The following is a 20304-nucleotide window of genomic DNA, read 5'->3' as shown; positions in this document are numbered from 1 at the left end:
AGGCTGTGGTGATTTATTCTCGTAATGAGAAATACATTACTTTAGAATAAAAAAAACCACGCAGATGCATGGCTTTTTTTATATTTCGTTTGTCTTTGGTGGGCTGCAAAAGCAGGGATATCCAAAGCACTCGTGAATAATGCTATGCAAAATTGACAGGCTCGTCAAGACGACTTAAGGATCAAGGATGTCACATACAGCCCATAGAGCAAACACTTTAAATGAAGCGCTTTTCCACTTACCGCCACAGCAATAATTGCTGCGGATGGTAAAAATTGCAGTGTTAAGGCGTTACAACTATATTAATGGAACATTAAACAGGCTACCGTTGCAATGATTGACTCATTTAATTTCCTAGAGACCTTTTGACGTTTGTACGCTTGAAAAGCGGAATGAGAGGCTAACAAGGAATAGTTAAATAACTAGAAACGATTCAATCAATGAAATAAATTTACTCAATTGCAGGAATGTTTTTGTTACCTATCAAAAATAGAATGGTGAATGTAATGGTTCGGGTATTTGAAAAGATCTATCAGATACATAATATCATAGGATCCGAAACAGATATTGCTTTTCTAACCTGTAAAAAACGACCAACTCAATTAATGTAAAAACACAAATGACAGGACTGCGTGATCGTTCATTGTGCCCACAATTTCAAAATGAGCAAGTATACTAGACTTGAAAATAGACCGAAGATTAGATACCAATGACATAGCACCAAAAGAGCTGGTAACCTCTACAATTAATAAAAAATACATTTTTGTAAATTAACTATGGTCAAATATAGTTTGAACCGATAGAAGATAGATCTAAAAGAAAAGATCTATAAAATTCAAAAAATTAAAAATACAGCCTAATTCAAAAAAGCTAGTATCAGGAAAGGATAATGCCTGCTCAAGATAAAAAAACATTTTCTCAGTATTATACACAAGAAGATATTGCAAAATTCATGGCCTCTATAATATCGGGAGAGGTTGATTCGTGCATAGATATCGGAGCAGGTGAAGGAGCTCTAATTAAAGCAGTAAAAAAAATAAAAAAATTAAAAAGTTGTGTTGCTATAGATTTAGACCCGAAAAATGTAAAATACATATCCAATAATATTGACAGTTGCACTGCAATTTTAAAGGACAGTACAAGAAAAACGACAATAAAAGAAATAATTTCATACTATGGACGTTTTGATTTAGTAATCGGCAACCCACCATATGGAAAATCATCATTAATCGATGAGTTAAGAGAAACACTTGAAGCAACAAACTTAAAATATCTACTAAATTCAAAGTTTATACCTACAGAATTAATATTTATAGTTCATGGCCTATTGCTTTTAAAAAATGATGCTCAATTTATTTATGTGATACCAGATGGAATATTAACTAATATAAGGCTAAAAAAGTTTAGAGAAGAATTATTTAAAAAATACACAATTAAAAGAATCATAGAAATCCCACCAAAATCTTTTGTAGGAACAGAAGCTAAAACCCATATAATCCAAATAGTAAACAAAAAACCTAAACACTCAAACATTATCCTTTCGAAGTTAGGTTCTACAAAGAAAATAACTATCCAAAAAAATGACTTCATTAATAGAGGTGATTATAATTTTTATAACAAACCCATTTCAATATCGAAGACTACTTTAAGAGAGTTGGAAACAAAAATAATTAGAGGAAAACATTCAGGGAAATATTTAAAAAATTTAAATATAGACTATATACATACAAATAATATCGAAAACTGTAACATAGAAAAAAAACACAAAGAAGCTCCTAAAGATTTCATATATTCTATACCAGGTGATATCTTAGTTGCCAGAGTAGGTAGTAGATCTATTGGAAAAGTGAACATTTCTAATATAGGAGGAAAAGCAATTTCTGACTGTATTATTGTAATAAGAATAAAAGATGAATCTATAAGATATAAAGTTTATCAAAGTTTAAAGTCGAGTTTTGGAGTTTCTTGGTTAAAATCCGTATCAAAAGGAGTCGGAGCCAAGCATATAACTATTTCAGAAATATACAGGTTCCCAATGATATTATGAAAGATTTATTACCTGAAAACCACGAAGAAATCTGTGACAGAATAATTGAAAAATGCAAGCATTTGATAGACTTAAATTATTGGGATGCAATTGGAAAAGTTTCACTCTTAAATTGGTACAATAATTTCAATGATGGTGCTGAAAAATACCTAGCTTGTGCTATTCTTGAAAGTATAATATATCGAAGTCAAGATGCAGAAAAAGCTTTTTTCACACACCTTCTTCAGGTTCATTTACCACAAATACTAGAAGATAACTCAATTTATGAAATAAAGGATATTTCAACCTGGATGAATGATATATCGTCATCTGACGCCAGATCGAACATTCCAATAAGATTTACTACTATTGAGAGTGTTGACCACCAAACAGCCAAAAGCGGGCAGACTCTTCTACGAAACTTACAACGCAATTATTTCGATAAAAGCCTTATACTATCGATAGATCGAATTAATAGTTCAGACTTTCAAAAAACGGCTAAAACAATTGTAAAAGCCATTATAATTATTGATGATATGCTATGTACAGGCGAACAACTAGAAACTTTCATAAAAAAGTTTAACATCGAAAGTTCTCCTTTTTTCTTCATATATTGTCCATTAAGCGCGATAGAAAACTCCTACTTATACCTTAACAATAAATATGAAAATATAAAAATACATCCAATTGAAATAATAAATAACGGTTCTAATTTTTTCAATGAAAATAATGAAATGTTGACGGTAAAATCTAAAGATGGCCATTTGAAATTCAAAAAAATATATCTTGAATTGTGTAAAACAATCAATAAAAAAATCAATAATCCTTTAGGATTTGGGGAAGAGGAGCTCACTTACCTATTTAATAACTCCACCCCAAATAATAATTTAACATTGCTTACATATAAAGATGAGCATTGGAAAAACTTAGCTGTGAGATAAATAATGAGTAGGATTAGATCTTTATCTGAAATATTTGCAAAAAATCGTACAGAGGAATTACCAGATGACCTTTGGAAGATGTTTGTTCACCCAAGAAATGAAGGACGTTTTGATTTAAAAAAATGGACAAAACCTACAGTTTTAGTTGGAGGTAGAGGTTCAGGTAAAACCATGTTTTTAAAATATCACTGCCATCCAACTACATTTAGCCCTAAAAAAGATATTATTAGAAATGAAGATTTTGAATTCATAGGTTTCCATTGGAGACCAGATACTTTCTTCACACAAAATATAAATGAAAAGTTACTAGGAGAAAAATGGGAACGATCATTTAATAGCCTAATGACATTAACACTTTTGATTGATTTTGCAAAAATGCTTGAAAACATTTTACGATCTAAATTCAACTCTAAAGATGAAATAGAAAAAATAGCCTCTTTTGAATTACCAAAGCCAATAAGACAAAAACTAGGCATAAAAAAAGAAAAATTTATCGATTGCAAAGAAGAGCTTGAAGATATAAATTTCGACCTATGCAACTGGATAAACTCACCAGACTCTAGCATCCCCCCTAGCTTCATAGATCTTGTGTCTAGTTTAAAGCTCATAACAGAAAGACTATCAATTAATATCTCCGTATTTCAGAAATCAATCTTCACTATATTTGTAGATGAGTTTGAAAACTTAACAAATCAGCAACAAAAAATAATTAACACTTGGCTTAAACACAGCTCTCAAAACTTAATATTTTCAATAGCCCATAAAAAACATTCCGAGGTTAGTAGAGAAACAAAAAGCCAAGAGAAAATTGTCGGGAGAAATGATTTTAGACTTATTGATTTAGACGAAATTTATTCAAAAGACTTTGAAAACTTAGCGGCTGAAGTGTTTGTTCTTAAATGGATACAAGATAATCATATAACAGAATTAGAAGAATTTATTGATATTTGCTCGGATCCAGAGTTAATAAGTACAAGAAGATCAGATAAATATTTAAAGAACATCAAATTTATTGTACAAAAAATACTCCCGAAAACAACTATGTCAGAAATTTCTGAGGATATACTAAAAAACAACGCCTTAAACAACAAACTTAAAAACTTAATTGACTCAGGTCTAAAACTTCATAATTCTGACTATCTCATAAGTGACTTTCTAGACCCTAATTATAAACAAGCTAGTATTGTAAATGGTGCACTATTAAATAGAAAATCTAAATCTATGTTTCCGGAAATATTACATAAGGAATTTTTATAATATAAAAATGGAGAAATCTCAAAATATGATAACTGGATTCCAAACAACCTAAAAGGCGTTATTATTTATATATATAACGCCACACCTAATAGAATATGTCCAATTTATTCTGGTTTTGATCAATTTACTTTGATGTCCCGAGGAAATTTACGTCACTTTATAGAGCTCTGTCATCAGGCAATTGTTAAAGCCGAAGATTCATTAGATGATTTTTCTCCAGCAGATCCGATTCCTATCGATATTCAGGCAAAAGCGACAAAATATACAAGCAAGCTAGAATTAGATAAAATTGCAGATCTCGGAGCTCATGGAAATCTATTAAAACGAATTGCATTACGTTTTGGTATTTTATTCCTTAATAGCCAAGCACGAAAATCTCAAAGTGAACCTGAAGTAAATCATTTTAGCATTCCTATTTCAGGATTAGCCTCATTAGATAAAGAGTCAAGAAAGCTATTAAATGAGTGCCTTGTTTGGTCAGTTTTATTCGAAGAAGCAAGTACAAAAGTAAAATCTGACACTAACATTGAATCATATGATTATATTTTGCATCCTGTATTATCATCTCACTTTGGAATAAGCCCAACAAAACGTCGAAAATTAAGTCTTTCTTCTACAGATTTCTCTACCATTATCAAAGGAAGCGATGAAGACTTCAAAAAATTACTTAACAACTTTCAAAAAAAATGGAAAGTAAATGAAGACCCTTACAACTCAGAAGAAAAAAACGGAATACAGTTGAGTTTTTATGATTGAAATCAAAAGAGTAAAAATACTACCTTCTTTGAACAATATTAATTTTAAAAATTACACCCATATTTTTTATGGGGTTGAAATTGATGATAGAACTAGGAAAATAATTTCAGAAATCAAAAAAAATGAAGGTGTGGTAAAAACAAAAATAAGATGGATAAATTCAAAAAAAGAAATTGAAATAAATGAAAAAAAATAAACCCAAACAAAATAAATTCTTTTTTCCCTAAGGTAGGGGATAAAGTATTAATAGAATCCACTTCTCTAGATTTTCCAGAATTAACTTATATTCTAAGAGAGCTTAGCTTTAAAGAAATCGAAATAGATATTATCTACTTAGAGCCAAGGGAATATAAAAAGAAAGAATCTACTACACCAGAAGAAATAGATTTTGATTTAAGTTTAAATCAAAATATTTTTTCTCACCTCCCAAATTTTGGAGTGATGAATTTAGATGAAAAGGCAGCTATAGTAGCACCTCTTGGTTTTGAACCAATGAGATTAGGGCAATTGTTAAATTCAGATGATGGAAGAGAATACAGCTCTATTACTGGTCTAATTGCTATTCCAGCGTATAAAGTAGGGTGGGAGAATAGATCCATCAAGTCAAATTTAAGACACTTTAAAAAAACTCATCAATGCTCTTTATCTTTATGCTCAAGTTTAAACCCATATGCTTTATATCAAAAAATTGATGAACTATGGGATGCTTATGAAAAAATCATACTAGCTCCATTAGGAACTAAGCCCTCGACCATAGCAATTTCTTTGTTTTTAATAAACAATTTCAAGAAAAACACTCGTAAAAAAAATATAAGTGCAGTTTATGACTTTCCAGTCAAAAGTATCGATAGATCACTAGGAATAGGAAAAATACATTTATATAGTATGTACTCTACTATCTAAAAATAGTTATTAACGAACAATTGGAGTCAGATGAGCAATTGGGGTCAGATGCTGAGGTATCCCCACGAATTTGATATAAATAACAATTAGTTAACGTAAGAAGGGAACGTTCATGGCCCTTGGTGATCAATAATTTCGCCAAAAACAACCAAACACGAGAGCCATGAACGCGACCACTATTCTGAACAAAATCCTTCCTCTTGTCAGCCCAAATATGCATAAAACTCGACGCAAGGCGCTATCCGCTTGTGTACTCAGCTTAGCACAAGGTAATCTTTGCACCGTGACGAGTATCGGTCGAGGTATCCAATCAAAAGCGTACGAAAAGCACCGCATTAAACAATCAGACCGATTGCTCTCCAACCCGAATTTACGCCGCGAAGCATTATCGATTTACGCTTATATCTGCCGGCTCTTTCTGATTCAAACGCGTCCAATCATTAGTGTGGATTGGTCTGATTTGGATGCTCGTGGACAACACTTTCTAATTCGCGCCAGCATGGCTTTTGAGGGGCGATCTATTACGCTTTATGAAGAAGTCCATGACAAGCTCACAAAAGAAAAGCCTAAAACACATCGACAGTTTTTAAGCGTTTTAAAAGCACTGCTGCCAAGTAAAGCAAAGCCCATCATTGTAACGGACGCTGGATTTAAGACACCTTGGCTAGAGGAAGTGGTGAAGCAAGGTTGGGATTATGTCGGGCGAGTCAGAAGGCCGCGTAAGTACTATGATAACTCGCTTCAAGCTTGGCGTTGTATATCCACTTTATTCTCAAACGCCAATCAAAAACCTCAGCATCTAGAGCTTAAACATCGCCAGTCGAGTCCGGTCACCAACCAGTTTGTTCTCTACAAAAGCTGCCCTAAGGGACGTCATTCTATAAATCAGAAAGGAAACAGACGAGCTTCCTTGTCTTCACTCACCGCAGCAAGAGGAGCAAAAGAGCCTTGGTTATTAGTGTCTTCTCTTCCAGTGAACCGTCTTTTTGCGAAACGTTGCGTCAGGGCATATGAAACGAGAATGCAAATTGAAGAAGGGTTTCGCGATATAAAAAGCAGCCGATTCGGCTTGGGATTTGAGCTAAGTTATACATTCAAAATACAGCGGTTGAGCAACTTAATGCTGCTAACAACTCTTACTGCGCTGTTGCTTGTTTTAGTCGGTAAAGTTATAGAGTTGGCAGGATATGCGAACCGCTTCCAAGCCAATACACTACGCAAGCGAAGAGTTCTATCACACTTTTACCTTGGGAAACGAGCTGTTATGACACGTTTCCAAATATCAAAACAGGATTGGAGGAATGGAATCAGACAACTCGTCCAACAGTTATCGAAGGGGTCTAAGCATGCGTAATTTTGTGGGGATACCTCAGGGTCAGATGAAAATTTAATCCATCTGACTTGGTTTTCTACCGCGTTTTCTTGGCGTCACTCGCCTACCCGTTAGCTTCTCGATCTCCTCTTTGAAACGTTCGTTTCCCAGTGCCATATCTGAATGCGTAGCGGATCGAATCCGTCCGAGTTCTTCTTCTGGGATGTGGTATTTGAATAAAGCTTGATAACGCTTCGCTCGCGTTTCCTGCTGACGGCTAAGTTTGAGATAAAGTTCATGTGGTTGCCAAAGTTCACTTTGTAGATCCAGTGACTCCTGAGCATGAAAGCGATAACTCGACCATTTGTAGTCTGCTGGATGAGCGACCATATTTGCTCTAACGGGATTTAGTTCGATATATCGCTGGCAGATAAAAAAGTATTCCTCAGCACTGATGACACAAGATTTAAACCGCCCTTCCCACAATGTGCCGGTTCTTTGGTAGGTGTAGTTGAAGTAACGGACATAGCGGCGTCCCAGTGCTTGCATCATTTTCGATATACCGCCCTCGGTCATCGGCGTTGCAAGTAAATGTACATGATTGGTCATAAAGACCCATGCATGGACTTTTACCTGATACTGCTGGGCGTACTCTGTTAACCAGTGTGCATAAGCGATGAAGTCATCTTCACTGGCAAAACACACTTGGCGGTTATTACCACGTTGAATAATATGTTGCGGGATACCAATCGGACAAAGTCGGGGAAGCCTCGCCATATTTCACTCCTTTGAAATAAGCTTTACTGAAAAGACTCTGATACGAACATCCTGTTCATAAATATCAGGCTAGCTAATATCTTAGGGCAAACACTTATTGAGTCAAGCTAGCGACCAGTGTTCTATTTTCATCTGACCCCAATTTCAAGTGATATGGATTTTGAACGCATCACGCCTCAGTTAGAGGCAGCGATTTATTCTATCCATTTACCTTACGCAGGTTTGCTGGTCGATATTAGCGAATTCGAAGGTTGGAGCATGAAAAGCGCTTGGTCGGAGTTTTTATTAAGCCAACGACTTGGTGGTGAGTTTAATCGCATTGCCATCTATGGGAAGAGTCGTTGGCAGAATAGACTAATTCGTGTAATTAGCTGGTTTATCTCTGCAGACATTAAGGTGTTCAAGCGTAAGAAAGAAGCCACAGACTGGGTTATGTCTTCATAAGCCAGTCTGACAGGGTTGCACGACTTAACCTGTTTCATGTCATAAAAAATGAGCAATATTATGCTCAAACATAACTTTTACCGATATTTTTGAGCAATTTGTTTCTCAAAATCTACTTTAAATGACTATAATGAGCAAAACTATGCACATATAGGCATTCAATGAAAACACTCACTATTCAAGCTCTGATTCAACAACAACGCTTGAAAGCGAGAGGTGTTCCCGAACGAATATTAGATGTTATCCAGGTTAAATGGCTAGAAACAAAACTCAAACGTTGGGGGCTTTTATGAGCATGACAGCAGAACAGCGCCAAGCTTTATTAGTAGAGCTGCTACAGAAGCATATATTAGGTGAACTCACTCAAGGGCAAATGTTAAAACACCTGCGTAAGGAGGTACTTGGCTTTTCTCAAACTCGCTACGCTGAGTTAGTGGGAGTCAGTCGTCGCACCTTGACAGATATCGAACAAGACAAAGGCAACCAAGTACAGAGCATTATCGACAAGGTTTTCAAGCCTCTGGGAATAAAATCTGGGCTATCGCCAATTCATCCTCATGTAGCGAAGTATATGATGGCTGGCGCTCAACTTGATGGTGACTTAAAGGTGAAACCGTAATGTTATGAGCTCTAGCTCCACAAGTGATTAAACTCATCCAGTCCCTGCTTTATCCACTCAGCCAAACGTTCTGGCTCCAGCCACCAACTTGGGCTTAACCAATAACCCAAAGCGCAGCAGAGCACCAACACCAGCGACGCCAACGGCTCCCCCCAATCGGTGAGCTTCATCGCGGTGCCAAATGAGCGTTTGATGCGCATTCCTGATAGTTCAATACTGTATAACTCGTCAAGTATCAGGTGAATGGTCGCGCCAAGAAAGATGAAGCCACCAATGCCCCAAGCGGTTTTCGCTTCAAGGGCAAACAAATGATAAACGAAGGGTGAAAATTGGGTGGGCGAATGCTACCGCAATCGAGATCTAGAATCTGCGCACTCACCATTAAAGATTCATTAAAGATTGCCTCTTTTATTGGTTATACTTGTGCGCGTAATGGGCTAAAAAGCCTCGTTAAACCAATTAAGAGACCATCAATGGCAAAGCGTAAACGCGGTATTTTTAGAAAAGTTTGGACGATCATTTGGCGCGCTTTGCTCTTGCTGATGCTTGTTTTACTGGTGTTTCGCTTTGTGCCGCCACCAACGACAGCGTTTATGCTGCAAAGCAATTATCCGGTGAAACAGACTTGGATCAGCATTGATAAGCTGCCGTCTTATATGCCGCTGGCGGTGGTCGCTGCTGAAGATCAGCGTTTTCCTGAGCACTTTGGTGTCGACTTTACGGCAATCAGTAAAGCGCTCACTCAATACGATGAAGGCGACGGTCTTCGTGGTGCCAGTACCATCACACAGCAAACCGCGAAAAACCTCTTTCTCTGGTCGGGTCGAAGCTTTATTCGCAAAGGTTTGGAAGCGGGATTGGCGGTGAGCCTTGAAGCACTTTGGGGTAAAAAACGTATTCTCGAAGTGTATTTAAACGTCGCAGAATTTGGCAAAGGCATTTACGGCGTCGAAGCCGCAAGCCAGCATTATTTTGGTCGATCCGCCAGCAAACTCACCATGAACCAAGCCGCACGGCTGGCCATTTTATTACCCAGCCCACGTACTCGAAACCCCAACGATTTGACTTTTTACCTTCGTCAAAGAGTGAACTGGGTTGAACAACAAATGCAGCAACTGGGCCCTGACTATCTAACGCCTGTTTTTGAGTAAAGTGAGCAAAACTATGCTCACTATAGATATTCCATGAAAACACCCACTAAAATGACAGCCTCTGAACGCCAAGCCTTGTTGGTCGCGCTTTTACAACAGCATATGTTAGGCGAAGTCACCCAAGGGCAAATATTAAAACGTCTTCGTAAGGAGTAGTAATTCTTTCAGCAGGTATGACTAGGCTTAGTAATCGAGAAAATGTTCGCCGTATTATTCATTGGCATTAATACAGCCCTATTCAAACTTACGTTTTTTATCGTGTCGGAAATCTTTACTTATCGCTTGTACACTCATGCCAACCGCTACCGATTTTTCAATGGAGTCTTTCAAACCTGTCAGCAAAGCAACTTCATTAGAGCCTGCTAGAGACTCTAAAATACCTTGAGCCGTACTATCAATAATGTCTTTAGCATCACGAATTCGAAACAAAGCAGAATCCGCCAACCCAAGCAAAGTTTTATAATCGGGAAAAGCATGACTCTTTGCCAACTTTAACGCCATTTTATCGTCAATCGTCTGGTAAATAACCGTATGCGTTATATCAAAAGGTGGCGCGACAAAAATACGTGTCATATCCGGCGTGTATTGCAAGGCAAAATTTTTCAGATGCGCATCACCGTTGCCAATAAGGCAGTTAAATACAATATACCGATACATTTTACGCACTTCGTCAAGACTATTGGTGTACATAAAAGTCGCTTTCAACAAGGCCTCATAGCTGCCACTGTATTTTGCATCTGGTGTATTGGGCTTTTTCAGCAAGGTAGTAAAATCTTCATAACCTAAGCTCTCGCCATTTGGTTTATCAAAGCGCTCTACAACAAAGGTATCTAAGTTTTCGGACAAATAGGTTTTAGGCGGCTCTAAACCACAAAATCTTGCCGCTTCCATACAAACAAATTCGTTCACGGTCAGCAAGGTAAACTCAGCATCAAATGATTTAACGATCAGATCTTTCTGCTGCAAGCTTCGCCCCGTCGACAAACTGGCATTCGGAATACTCACCTTAGGCTGCACACCGGCTAAACTATTGCGCAGATAATATTTTTCCAGTAACTGTGGAAACAAAGGCTGCTTCCCCTGATACCGCAAAATATCATCCAAGCCAACAGGCTCTAACTCGGGTAAAGCCAACTCGCCACGATAAGACAAGCGACCAATGCCATGTTCTCCTTGCAGCGCCAACAAATACATATCATCAACCCGAGCATAACGCGCCAGTTTCTCAGCAATAAAACGACGATTAAAACCTTCGGGAAGATTCTGAGAAAAAATAGGATGCAGGGCACCAGAAGAATAACCGTCTAAATCTGGCTTAGTCATGGTCAGAGAAACAAAACGCTCTGTTTGGCTAGGCTGATAATGATGCCTAGAAGCATTGGTTAACAAGCCAAGTTCATAACCTTCTGCACAAACCGTGAGCTTATCTATTTTATTCGGGAATAAAATAGAGGAGATTTCAGCAGACATCAGTCATCCTCCGCAAATAGGGCTTCTATTTCATCCCATTGGGGTAATCGATGCTTTTTAGGAGCGACTTCTAGTGTTAAACCAACAGCGTCTAAGTAGCGTTCTAGGATATCCAACGAGCCAGTAAAACGGCCGTTTTCAATCAACGACAAGGTCGATTTATGAATACCTGTCTGTTCTGCCATTTGCTTTTGCGTTTTCTTCAGCGCCTTACGTGCTGCGCAAATTTTCTCGCCGATTTCTTCTCGATTGGCCATTTCGCCACCCACACCTGTATTTAAAGGCTTATAAGTTTGCTATATAACAAATAAAATAACGTATTTATAAAAAGTTTGCCATATAACAAACAAATCTACCCATAATTCAAAAGGTTAACCCATACCTTTCTATCTTTTTGATCAACCCCTGCCGTGAAATGCCCAGTTGCTTGGCCGCTTGAGTGCGGTTGCCTTGTTGTTTTTCTAGGGCTTGGTTAATCAGTCGAATTTCAAGGTCTCGAACTTGTTCGTCTAACGAGGCGTCGCTGGTCGGCAAGGTTGCCGCGGTGTGACGAGTACGTTCGCCCGTGGGATAGAGTAGCTGAATATCGTCTATGGTAATGCGCCCTTGCGGACAAATAGACGCCACGCTTTCCAAAGCATTTTTCAATTCACGTACATTGCCCGGCCACGATTGATCGCGAAACCATTGCACGGCTTCTGGGCTGAGTTGCAGTTGTTTCGCTTGCTGACGTTGCAAACGCTGTAAGAAAGATTGCAAGAGTACAGGAACATCTTCTAGCCGCTGTGCAAGCGCTTGAGTTTCAATATTGACGCCTTTGATGCGGTAATATAGATCTTCTCGAAAACTGCCTTCGCGGACTTTTTCGAGTAAGTCGGCATTGGTTGCGGAAATCACCCGAATGTCGATGTATTTCTGTTCTCGCCCACCGACAGGGAAAAAAGTGCCTTCTTGCAGTACTCGCAGTAATTTCACCTGCATCGCCAAGGGCATTTCGCCAATTTCATCCAAGAACAAGGTGCCACTATCGGCCAAACTCAACAAACCCACCTTGTCTTTTTCCGCCCCAGTAAACGCGCCTTTCACATAGCCAAACAACTCGCTTTCCAATAAATCCGCCGGAATCGCGCCGCAATGCACTGAAACAAAGGGCTTGGCAGCGCGGTGACTTAAATCATGTAAGGTACGTGAAATCACTTCTTTGCCCGTTCCCGATGGCCCCGTGACCAAGACGCGCACATCGGTCGGCGCGATTCGTTCCACCAGCGCCCTAACCTTTTGCGAACTCATCGAATGACCGATGTAAGCCGACGCCCCTTGAGGAGAATGACTGGCTTGCTTTAACTGGGTCAGCTCTCGTTCCAAGGTGGTTTTAGTGATGGCTCGACGCACCACCACCGCCAACATATCGGGGTCAATTGGCTTGGCAATAAAATCCCAAGCGCCCAATTCAATGGCTTTAAGCGCCAAATCTCGATCCGCATGGCCAGTAATAATAATCACCGGACGACCAGCAAACTCGTCCATCGCGTCCAAGGTCACTTGCGGGTCAAAATGCGGCGGCATAGACAAGTCTAATAACACCAAATCCGCATCAAACGACGTCAAAGCGCTTCGAGCTTCGTCTAAACTACCGGCGGTTTTTACATGATAATCTTGCTTCGCCAACCAACGGCTAGCCAGCTCACGAAAGGCTGGCTCGTCATCGACCAGTAATATTTTATTTTGTGTCATGGAATTCTCTGTTTGAAATCGCAGCGCCAGAAAAATGGCGAGGTAAAATAAGCTCGAAAGTCACCGGCCAAGAAGAATCAACGCTGTGTCTGATTTTGCCACCATGGGCGTCAATAATACGGCGCACAATCGCCAAGCCGAGACCACTACCGCCCGCTCGCTTGGTCACAAAGGGTTGAAACAGCGCCTCGCCATGCAGACTTGGGTCAATTGCCGGTCCGTTGTTATGCACATAAACCACTATCTGCTGCTCTTGTTCTTTGGCTTCAATCAATAATTTGCCATCTGGCGTGTTACGCAAAAAAGACATCGCGTTATCGATGAGGTTAATAAACACCTGTTGCAGGCGTTGCGGGTCGGCCTCCAGCTCAATCGTTTCATCAATATCCAACTCAAACGCCACGCCTTCTGGTTGCGTCTGCGCCAAAATACTGGCCACTAAAGAACGTAATGGCGTGGCGGCCACTTGTAACGTCAAGCCACCGGAATACACTAACATATCGCTCACCAAACGATCGGCGCGCTTGAGTTGAGTTTGAATATGCTGACGCGTCTCGGCTGGCGCATCATAGGCCGCCATGGAAATAATATTCAGCGGATTACGCAGCTCGTGAGCCATCGCCGCAGACAAGCTTCCTAATTCAACAAGATGCTGCTCGTCCAGGCGTTTTCGCTCCGCCACGGCCAACGCCAGCGATCGTTCAAGCAAACCGCAACTGGTCGAAAACAAGGAAGCGAACACTTCTGCCGTCAGACGCATCCCAGGGCTGGCATCTTCCCAGCCGATCAAAACAAAGTGCCAGTCCGAATCTGATCGAGACACTCGTATTGCCAAGGCATCATTTTGCTCCCTTACTGGAAAAGCAGAACGTTGCAATTGAATCGCCACGTTACGTCTTATCTGCAGAGAGAGTAAACGCTCACCAATGGCAATCAGTTGTGGCCAGTCTTGGGCGTCTTTTAATTGCCTTGACCAAGTATCCAATACCGCTTCATTCAACGCAGCACCGGGATAAATAAGACGTGAAAACAAACGGTTCAACGGTTGATAAATCACCGCCGCAACCACCAAAATCAACAGGGAATACAACCACAACTGCCAGCTGGGAACATTCGCTAACGCCTGCAAACCGATGCGCCCAGACACCACACTGATCACCGCGATCACACACAGAATCACCAGCATCATGGCAAGCCAAAGCAAGGCACGATTGGCAAACGCGTTCACCGATAAAATCTGATAACGCACCACGGCATACACCAACAAGAGCAAATAGGTTGGCAGCAATAACATAGGGTAAGGAAACCAGCTAATACCAAAAGAAGGGAAAACAAAGCTCGTTGCTAGCAACAACCCCCAAGCGCCAACACCAAACATGGCAAGAATGGAACGCTTCTTGTTACCAGAATGCCGATACCAACCGAACAACAACACACCATGAGCCAACATACCGACCAAGACGGTATAGACGAGATTCCATGCCCCCGCTTCGGTAAAAATAAAAAAGGAGCGCGTATCCAAGGTACTAATGGCGTCGCCCGCGCCTATCCACCAGCTCTGTAAAACCACCGCGAAACTGGTGAGATAAAACCAAGGCACCGCCTGATATAAGCGCTCTAGCATCGGCTCTTTGACCGAGCCTGAGTTCACAAAACGAATGGCAAAATGTAAGAAAAAAGTCGGCATTAGCGGGTTGGCAAGAATGATGTGAATGCCCATTTCCTCATAGCCTTGAAACAACGCCACATGCCCAAAACACCAAATCGCCATCATGATGGCGAAACCGGCTAAGGCTTGCAGGTCGCTTTGCTTGCGCGCTCGCCACAATAGCCAAACCGCGACCAATACGCCGCACACACTGGTCACCAGCATGGCCACTTCAAACATCAAGGAAAGCGTCAAAATCGTAAACCTCGTTTACACCTAAAAGTGAGAAAATCGTAAACCTTTTTTACACCACAAGCAAAGCTATAATTTTTCCCTTTTAAATCAAATAGATAAATTTCATTAATAGTTGGCCTGTCCTTTGCTCTACTCCCCACCATAACGACAGAAATTTTTGATCTATATCAAACTAACATCAAATTCTAGGAGCGATATTATGAATACTGGCTTTTTAATGACCGAGATCATCACCCTTTTTAGCATGGTAGGTTTGGCGCTATTGCCTCTGCTGGTACAACAAATACGTACGCGCAGCGTTAAGAAACACGCCTAACGCTTTCCCTATTTCTTAACGCTTATTCATTCCTAAGGGAGCCATTATGGACCTCGATGTCGCCATTTTATCTCGCATACAGTTCGCCTTCACGGTGAGCTTTCATATTATTTTCCCCAGCATCACTATTGGTCTGGCGACGCTGATTGCTATTTGGGAAGGCTTATGGCTTAAAACACACAATCCGTATTACTTACAGCTTGCCAAGTTTTGGATCAAACCGTTTGCCATTACATTCGGCATGGGCGTGGTTTCTGGCATCGTCTTGTCCTATGAATTTGGCACCAACTTTTCCAAGTTCTCGGAAATAACCGGCGCCGTTATTGGGCCATTAATGGCCTACGAAGTGCTGACCGCTTTTTTCTTGGAAGCCGGTTTCCTTGGCGTCATGCTATTCGGTTGGCAGCGTGTCGGTCGCAAGCTGCATTTCTTCTCCACCCTGGTTGTCATGATAGGCACTTGGATTTCCGCGTTTTGGATCATAGCGGCCAACTCTTGGATGCAAACCCCAACGGGCCACAAAATTGTTAATGGTAAGTTTGAAGTCGAAAGCTGGATGGAAGTGATCTTCAATCCATCTATGCCCTATCGCTTCACTCACATGGTGGTGGCGTCGTTTATCACCGCGACTTTCGTGGTGGCTGGCATCTGCGCGTATTATTTGTTGAAAAAGAAAAACCTGCCTTTTGCGAAAAAAGGCCTGTCTATGTGCATGTGGTTTGCCTTGGTGCTAACACCACTACAAGCATGGATCGGTGATATGCACGGATTGAACGTTCGTGAACATCAACCAACCAAATTAGCGGCAATGGAAGGCATTTGGCCTGCGCAAGAAGCAAACGTTCCTCTGCTGTTGTTCGCTATGCCGAATATGAAAACCGAGTCGAACGATTATGAAGTCGGTATTCCCAACCTTGGTAGCTTGATTTTAACTCACTCTTGGGATGGCGCTGTGCAAGGCTTAAAAGCCGTACCACCAGAAGACAGACCCAATGTGCCGTTAGTGTTTTGGTCTTTCCGTGTCATGGTGGGTATTGGCTTTGGCATGATGGGCATTGCGGCGCTCGCGCTGTTGCTACGTCGTAAAGATCGCTTATATGAAAACAAAGCCTTTCTGGCTTTGGTGACATTATTTACTCCTATGGGTGTCATTGCGGTACTGGCAGGCTGGTATGTGGTCGAAATCGGTCGTCAGCCCTGGATTGTCTATAACTTGGTGAGAACCTCCGAGATCGTATCACCGCTCCCCCCAGAACGCGTGCTGTTTACCTTGACCCTGTTTGTGATCATTTACAGTCTACTGATTGGTGTTTATCTCTATTTCATGCGTAAGCTGATCAAAAAAGGCCCGCCGTCAATGGAAGCCTTAGAACAACAATTGATTGGTATGAAAGCACCTGGCTATGCATTGGCTTGGGTAAAAACGCTACAAACGAAAGAAACACAATCGACAGAGCAAAAAACAACAGACCATGCAATCAACACACAAGGAGATAAATAATGGACTTGGCGCTTTTTTACTTTCTTGTCTTAGGCTTTGCCATCTTTATGTACGTGTTACTCGATGGCTTCGACCTAGGCATTGGCATTCTCTATCCTTGGTTTAACCAAGAAGGCGAGCGCGATCATCTAATGCGTTCTATCTCACACGTTTGGGATGGCAATGAGACTTGGTTGGTGTTTGGCGGTGTGGTGTTGTTTGCCGCGTTTCCTGCCGCCTATGCGGGCATTGCTTCGACCTTTTATTTGCCCATTATGCTGATGCTGTTTGCCTTGATCTTTCGTGGTGTAGCGTTCGAGTATCGGTTTAAGTCCGATACGTCTCGACCTTATTGGGATTTTGCCTTTAGCGCGGGGTCTTCCATCGCGGCATTTTGCCAAGGCCTGTTACTAGGCTCAATCGTTCAAGGCGTGCCAGTCGGTGTAGACAGTTTGTCCAGCCTACATTGGTTAACGCCCTTTTCTATCCTCACAGGGTTTTCGGTGATGGCAGGGTATGCTCTATTAGCCGCGTGTTATTTGTTTATGAAAAGTCGCGGACGCATTCAAAAACACGCCGCGACACTCGGCAAACGACTTTTGCTGATCACTATTTTTGCCATGGTCATCGTCAGTTTGTGGACAGTGGCGAGCCAAGTAGACATTCGTCAGCGTTGGTTCTCTGGTTTGAATTTCCTCTGGCTATCCCCCTTGCCCATCGTCACCTTGGTGGTCGCAGTTTTAGCGTGGAAAGATTTAAACAATCATTCGGCTGGCGTTGTTCATAATGAAAGTCGACCATTTTGGTACGCTGCAACGCTATTTCTACTGGCCTTTGCCGGCCTTGTCGTGGGGTTATTTCCGTATCTGATTCCAAGACAGCTCACCTTTATGGACGCAGCCTCACCAGACAGCAGCTTGCTCTTTTTACTACCAGGGATCTGCATCTTCGTCCCCTTAATTTGTGCCTATACCTTATGGGGCTATCGTGTCTTTGCTGGCAAGGTGGAAGATTATCAGGAGGGTTACTAATGTCATTTAAAAGCCTAAAAGAAAAAACCGCCAAACTTAAACCATGGCAATGGTTTGGATTGCTTTACATCATTGGCTTTATTGCCATTATTTGTCTTTCCTATGGCATCAAGTTAATGATAACGGGCTTGCCCTAGACGATTTTCATTCCATAAAAAAGCCCCGCATTTTTCAAGTGCAGGGCTTTTTAACAATTGTAGTGAAGAGTAATGAAGCGCTAAGGCTTAGACTTTCGCTGTGTTTAGGGTGTCAGCTCTAGTGCTGTCCATGCTTGCTTTTACCAGCAATGCCGCAAACACCAGCACGCCCAACACACGCGCACTCACCACAAACAAAGACGTATCCGTTGCCGCTGCAGGCCAAGCAATCAGCACCGCGGCAACCACGTACAAGGCACGAGTAAGCCAAGACAAAGGTTCACGCAACCAACCAGAAAAGCCGATACTCATCGATGCTGTTGCCAAGGTCGCAAAAGTAATCGCGGCAATCACGCTGGTCGTCGTGCCAATCAACAAAACGCCCGGCATAGTGACAAACAAGAACGGCACCAAGAGTTTCACAAAGCCTAAGCGCATGGATTCAACAGCGGTCTCATTAGGATCGGCGCCAGAAATAGTGGACGCAGCATAAGCCGCCAAAGCCACTGGAGGTGTGATCGCAGACACCAAACCAAAGTAGAAAATAAACATATGCGCCGATAACGCTTCCATGCCAAGTTGTGTCATCGCAGGGGCAACCAGAACCGCCAGCAACAAATACGCCGCCGAAGTAGGTAAACCCATGCCCAACACAAAAGACGCCAACGCGGTCAGTAATAACACCGCCCATAAGTTGCCATCGCCCAGTTCAATGATCAAACCCGACAGCATTAAGCCCATACCAGTGAGATTCAACACGCCAATGATCACGCCAGCCGCCGCCACGGCTGCGACAATCGGCAAAGTGGAAGACAAGGTTTCCTTACAAGCGGAAATAAGATCGAACACATTAATACGTGTTTCTTTCTTCCAAGGGCAAACCACTAAACCCGCCAGAATCCCCATCACCGCCGCTTGCGTGGGTGACTTGCCCGAAATCATCAAACCAATCAACACCACTAATGGCAGCAAAAGATAACTCTTGGTTCTCAGGGTTCTTAATAACAACTGTAAGCCGGCATCGGTGTCTCTTGCTAAATTAAGACGCCCCGCCTCAAGACGCACCGAGATCATCAGAGCAAAGATGTACAAGAGCGCTGGCACCAAGGCCGCCAATGCCACTTCGGCATACGGAATCCCGATCATTTCCGCCATTAAAAACGCCGCCGCGCCCATTACCGGTGGCATGATTTGCCCAGCGGAAGACGCCGCAGCTTCAATCGCACCCGCCAATTTCGCGCTATAACCAACCCGCTTCATCAATGGAATAGTGAAGGTTCCTGTCGTCACCACGTTGGCCACCGCACTACCGTTAAGCGAACCAAGCAAGGCACTCGACAAGGCGGCAGATAAACCCGGCCCCCCTTGCACTCGCCCCGTCAACCCCCGCGCGATATCAACAAAGACTTCGCCCGTGCCAATCTTGGTTAAGATGGCACCAAACAAACCGAAGAGGAAAATATACTCAACAGCAACGCCCATGGGCACACCATAAACGCCTTCTGTGGAGAGCATCAAAGTAGACGTCAAACGGCTAAGATCATAGCCTCCATGGCCATATTTTCCAGGAATCACATCCCCAAAACAGGCATACAAAAAAGCCAGCGCCATTAAAATAATGAGGGCTCGACCCACCGCAATGCGCACAAAAACAAACACCACCACCATTAACGCCATAAAGATCCATCGGTCTTGCTCAACCGACATGGCGCCACGCATGACAATATCAATGTAGTGATGCCACAAATAAGGCCCCGGAATGAGCGCAATCAAAGCCAATAAATAAAACACAGCGCGGCCGATGACGCTTTTATATCTCAGTGCATAGAGCAACATGGCGGCCGCGGCGACCAAGGAGAAAAACGACGATCTCAATAGTAACGCCGTAATGCCGCCATAATAGGCACCGTAAAGTACAAGACCGGCGATTCCAGCGGCGATCACACTAAACAATAAAGAAAGGGCTAGACGTTCCTTGCGACCCGCGAATTTTGACTCAAGGAGCAAGCTTTGAAAGCCATTGCTGGAATCTAGGTTCAACATAATG

21 protein-coding genes are annotated in these 20304 nt (G+C 41.9%); 14 read left to right on the top strand and 7 right to left on the bottom strand.

Annotated elements, in window-relative coordinates; translation table 11 throughout:
- The first annotated feature begins 889 nt into the window (after nt 1–889).
- The 7 genes from J8N69_RS08975 (at nt 890) to J8N69_RS08945 (ending at nt 7237) form a co-directional block, all read left to right on the top strand.
- Nucleotides 890–2047, top strand: a complete 1158-nt coding sequence (locus J8N69_RS08975) for an Eco57I restriction-modification methylase domain-containing protein (RefSeq protein WP_168825380.1) — start codon at nt 890–892, stop codon at nt 2045–2047.
- Nucleotides 2044–2967: a phosphoribosyltransferase-like protein gene (locus J8N69_RS08970; RefSeq protein ID WP_168825378.1), complete on the top strand. Its 924-nt coding sequence runs from the start codon at nt 2044–2046 to the stop codon at nt 2965–2967. The genes J8N69_RS08975 and J8N69_RS08970 overlap by 4 nt, the downstream gene beginning before the upstream one ends.
- A 3-nt stretch (nt 2968–2970) precedes the next feature.
- A complete protein-coding gene (locus J8N69_RS08965; protein WP_168825376.1) occupies nt 2971–4224 on the top strand; it encodes an ORC-CDC6 family AAA ATPase in 1254 nt (417 codons plus the stop codon).
- A 15-nt stretch (nt 4225–4239) separates the two neighbouring features.
- On the top strand, nt 4240–4980 hold the full coding sequence (locus J8N69_RS08960; protein WP_456298957.1) for an ORC-CDC6 family AAA ATPase: 741 nt from the start codon (nt 4240–4242) through the stop codon (nt 4978–4980).
- Nucleotides 4973–5176 carry a hypothetical protein gene (locus J8N69_RS08955; protein WP_168825372.1) on the top strand — a complete coding sequence of 68 codons (204 nt, stop codon included), beginning with the start codon at nt 4973–4975 and terminating at the stop codon, nt 5174–5176. Before J8N69_RS08960 ends, J8N69_RS08955 begins: the two co-directional genes overlap by 8 nt.
- A 245-nt stretch (nt 5177–5421) precedes the next feature.
- A complete protein-coding gene (locus J8N69_RS08950; RefSeq protein ID WP_168825369.1) occupies nt 5422–5883 on the top strand; it encodes a hypothetical protein in 462 nt (153 codons plus the stop codon).
- Nucleotides 5884–6046: 163 nt separating this feature from the next.
- Nucleotides 6047–7237: an IS4 family transposase gene (locus J8N69_RS08945; protein WP_168825367.1), complete on the top strand. Its 1191-nt coding sequence runs from the start codon at nt 6047–6049 to the stop codon at nt 7235–7237.
- Between the two features lie 33 nt (nt 7238–7270).
- Here the strand turns inward: J8N69_RS08945 and J8N69_RS08940 are convergent, their stop codons facing one another.
- Nucleotides 7271–7972, bottom strand: coding sequence for a transposase (locus tag J8N69_RS08940; protein WP_168825365.1), 702 nt, complete (start codon nt 7970–7972; stop codon nt 7271–7273).
- Between the two features lie 117 nt (nt 7973–8089).
- Between J8N69_RS08940 and J8N69_RS08935 the strand changes: the two genes are divergently transcribed.
- Together J8N69_RS08935 and J8N69_RS08930 are read left to right on the top strand one after the other, a co-directional pair.
- Complete coding sequence (locus tag J8N69_RS08935; protein WP_227803855.1) at nt 8090–8416, top strand: SpoIIAA family protein; 327 nt, start codon at nt 8090–8092, stop codon at nt 8414–8416.
- A gap of 289 nt (nt 8417–8705) precedes the next feature.
- Nucleotides 8706–9035: a helix-turn-helix transcriptional regulator gene (locus tag J8N69_RS08930; protein ID WP_168825361.1), complete on the top strand. Its 330-nt coding sequence runs from the start codon at nt 8706–8708 to the stop codon at nt 9033–9035.
- A gap of 11 nt (nt 9036–9046) precedes the next feature.
- On the opposite strand, the gene J8N69_RS08925 is transcribed toward J8N69_RS08930, so the two are convergent.
- Nucleotides 9047–9343: a hypothetical protein gene (locus J8N69_RS08925; protein WP_211085030.1), complete on the bottom strand. Its 297-nt coding sequence runs from the start codon at nt 9341–9343 to the stop codon at nt 9047–9049.
- 165 nt (nt 9344–9508) lie between these two features.
- Between J8N69_RS08925 and mtgA the strand changes: the two genes are divergently transcribed.
- On the top strand, nt 9509–10186 hold the full coding sequence (mtgA, locus tag J8N69_RS08920) for a monofunctional biosynthetic peptidoglycan transglycosylase (RefSeq protein ID WP_168825359.1): 678 nt from the start codon (nt 9509–9511) through the stop codon (nt 10184–10186).
- 33 nt (nt 10187–10219) lie between these two features.
- Nucleotides 10220–10342, top strand: coding sequence for a hypothetical protein (locus J8N69_RS17120; RefSeq protein ID WP_268921707.1), 123 nt, complete (start codon nt 10220–10222; stop codon nt 10340–10342).
- Nucleotides 10343–10420: 78 nt separating this feature from the next.
- Here the strand turns inward: J8N69_RS17120 and J8N69_RS08915 are convergent, their stop codons facing one another.
- The 4 genes from J8N69_RS08915 to J8N69_RS08900 all read right to left on the bottom strand — a co-directional run bounded on the left by J8N69_RS08915 (nt 10421) and on the right by J8N69_RS08900 (nt 15293).
- Entirely contained in the window at nt 10421–11656 is a 1236-nt protein-coding gene (locus tag J8N69_RS08915) for a type II toxin-antitoxin system HipA family toxin (RefSeq protein WP_168825357.1), read from the bottom strand.
- Nucleotides 11656–11913, bottom strand: coding sequence for a helix-turn-helix domain-containing protein (locus tag J8N69_RS08910; RefSeq protein ID WP_168825355.1), 258 nt, complete (start codon nt 11911–11913; stop codon nt 11656–11658). The genes J8N69_RS08915 and J8N69_RS08910 overlap by 1 nt, the downstream gene beginning before the upstream one ends.
- Nucleotides 11914–12019: 106 nt before the next feature.
- Nucleotides 12020–13390 (bottom strand): sigma-54-dependent transcriptional regulator, encoded by a 1371-nt coding sequence (locus J8N69_RS08905; protein WP_168825353.1) that lies wholly within the window; start codon nt 13388–13390, stop codon nt 12020–12022.
- The gene (locus tag J8N69_RS08900) at nt 13377–15293 is read right to left on the bottom strand and encodes a sensor histidine kinase (RefSeq protein ID WP_227803854.1); all 1917 of its coding nucleotides are present in this window, start codon (nt 15291–15293) and stop codon (nt 13377–13379) included. The genes J8N69_RS08905 and J8N69_RS08900 overlap by 14 nt, the downstream gene beginning before the upstream one ends.
- Before the next feature lie 362 nt (nt 15294–15655).
- Between J8N69_RS08900 and J8N69_RS08895 the strand changes: the two genes are divergently transcribed.
- The 3 genes from J8N69_RS08895 to J8N69_RS08885 are packed head-to-tail and all read left to right on the top strand — an operon-like array spanning nt 15656 to nt 18257.
- Nucleotides 15656–17110, top strand: a complete 1455-nt coding sequence (locus J8N69_RS08895; protein WP_168825351.1) for a cytochrome ubiquinol oxidase subunit I — start codon at nt 15656–15658, stop codon at nt 17108–17110.
- Nucleotides 17110–18120 (top strand): cytochrome d ubiquinol oxidase subunit II, encoded by a 1011-nt coding sequence (cydB, locus tag J8N69_RS08890; protein ID WP_168825349.1) that lies wholly within the window; start codon nt 17110–17112, stop codon nt 18118–18120. Before J8N69_RS08895 ends, cydB begins: the two co-directional genes overlap by 1 nt.
- The gene (locus J8N69_RS08885) at nt 18120–18257 is read left to right on the top strand and encodes a hypothetical protein (RefSeq protein WP_168825347.1); all 138 of its coding nucleotides are present in this window, start codon (nt 18120–18122) and stop codon (nt 18255–18257) included. The genes cydB and J8N69_RS08885 overlap by 1 nt, the downstream gene beginning before the upstream one ends.
- A gap of 87 nt (nt 18258–18344) precedes the next feature.
- On the opposite strand, the gene J8N69_RS08880 is transcribed toward J8N69_RS08885, so the two are convergent.
- The gene (locus J8N69_RS08880) at nt 18345–20300 is read right to left on the bottom strand and encodes a TRAP transporter permease (RefSeq protein WP_168825345.1); all 1956 of its coding nucleotides are present in this window, start codon (nt 20298–20300) and stop codon (nt 18345–18347) included.
- Nucleotides 20301–20304: the final 4 nt, after the last annotated feature.

Origin of the sequence: Marinomonas profundi (assembly GCF_020694005.1) — a bacterium.
Lineage (GTDB): Bacteria > Pseudomonadota > Gammaproteobacteria > Pseudomonadales > Marinomonadaceae > Marinomonas > Marinomonas profundi.
Note: the sequence above shows the minus strand (reverse complement) of the source record. Positions and strands in the feature narration are given on the sequence as shown.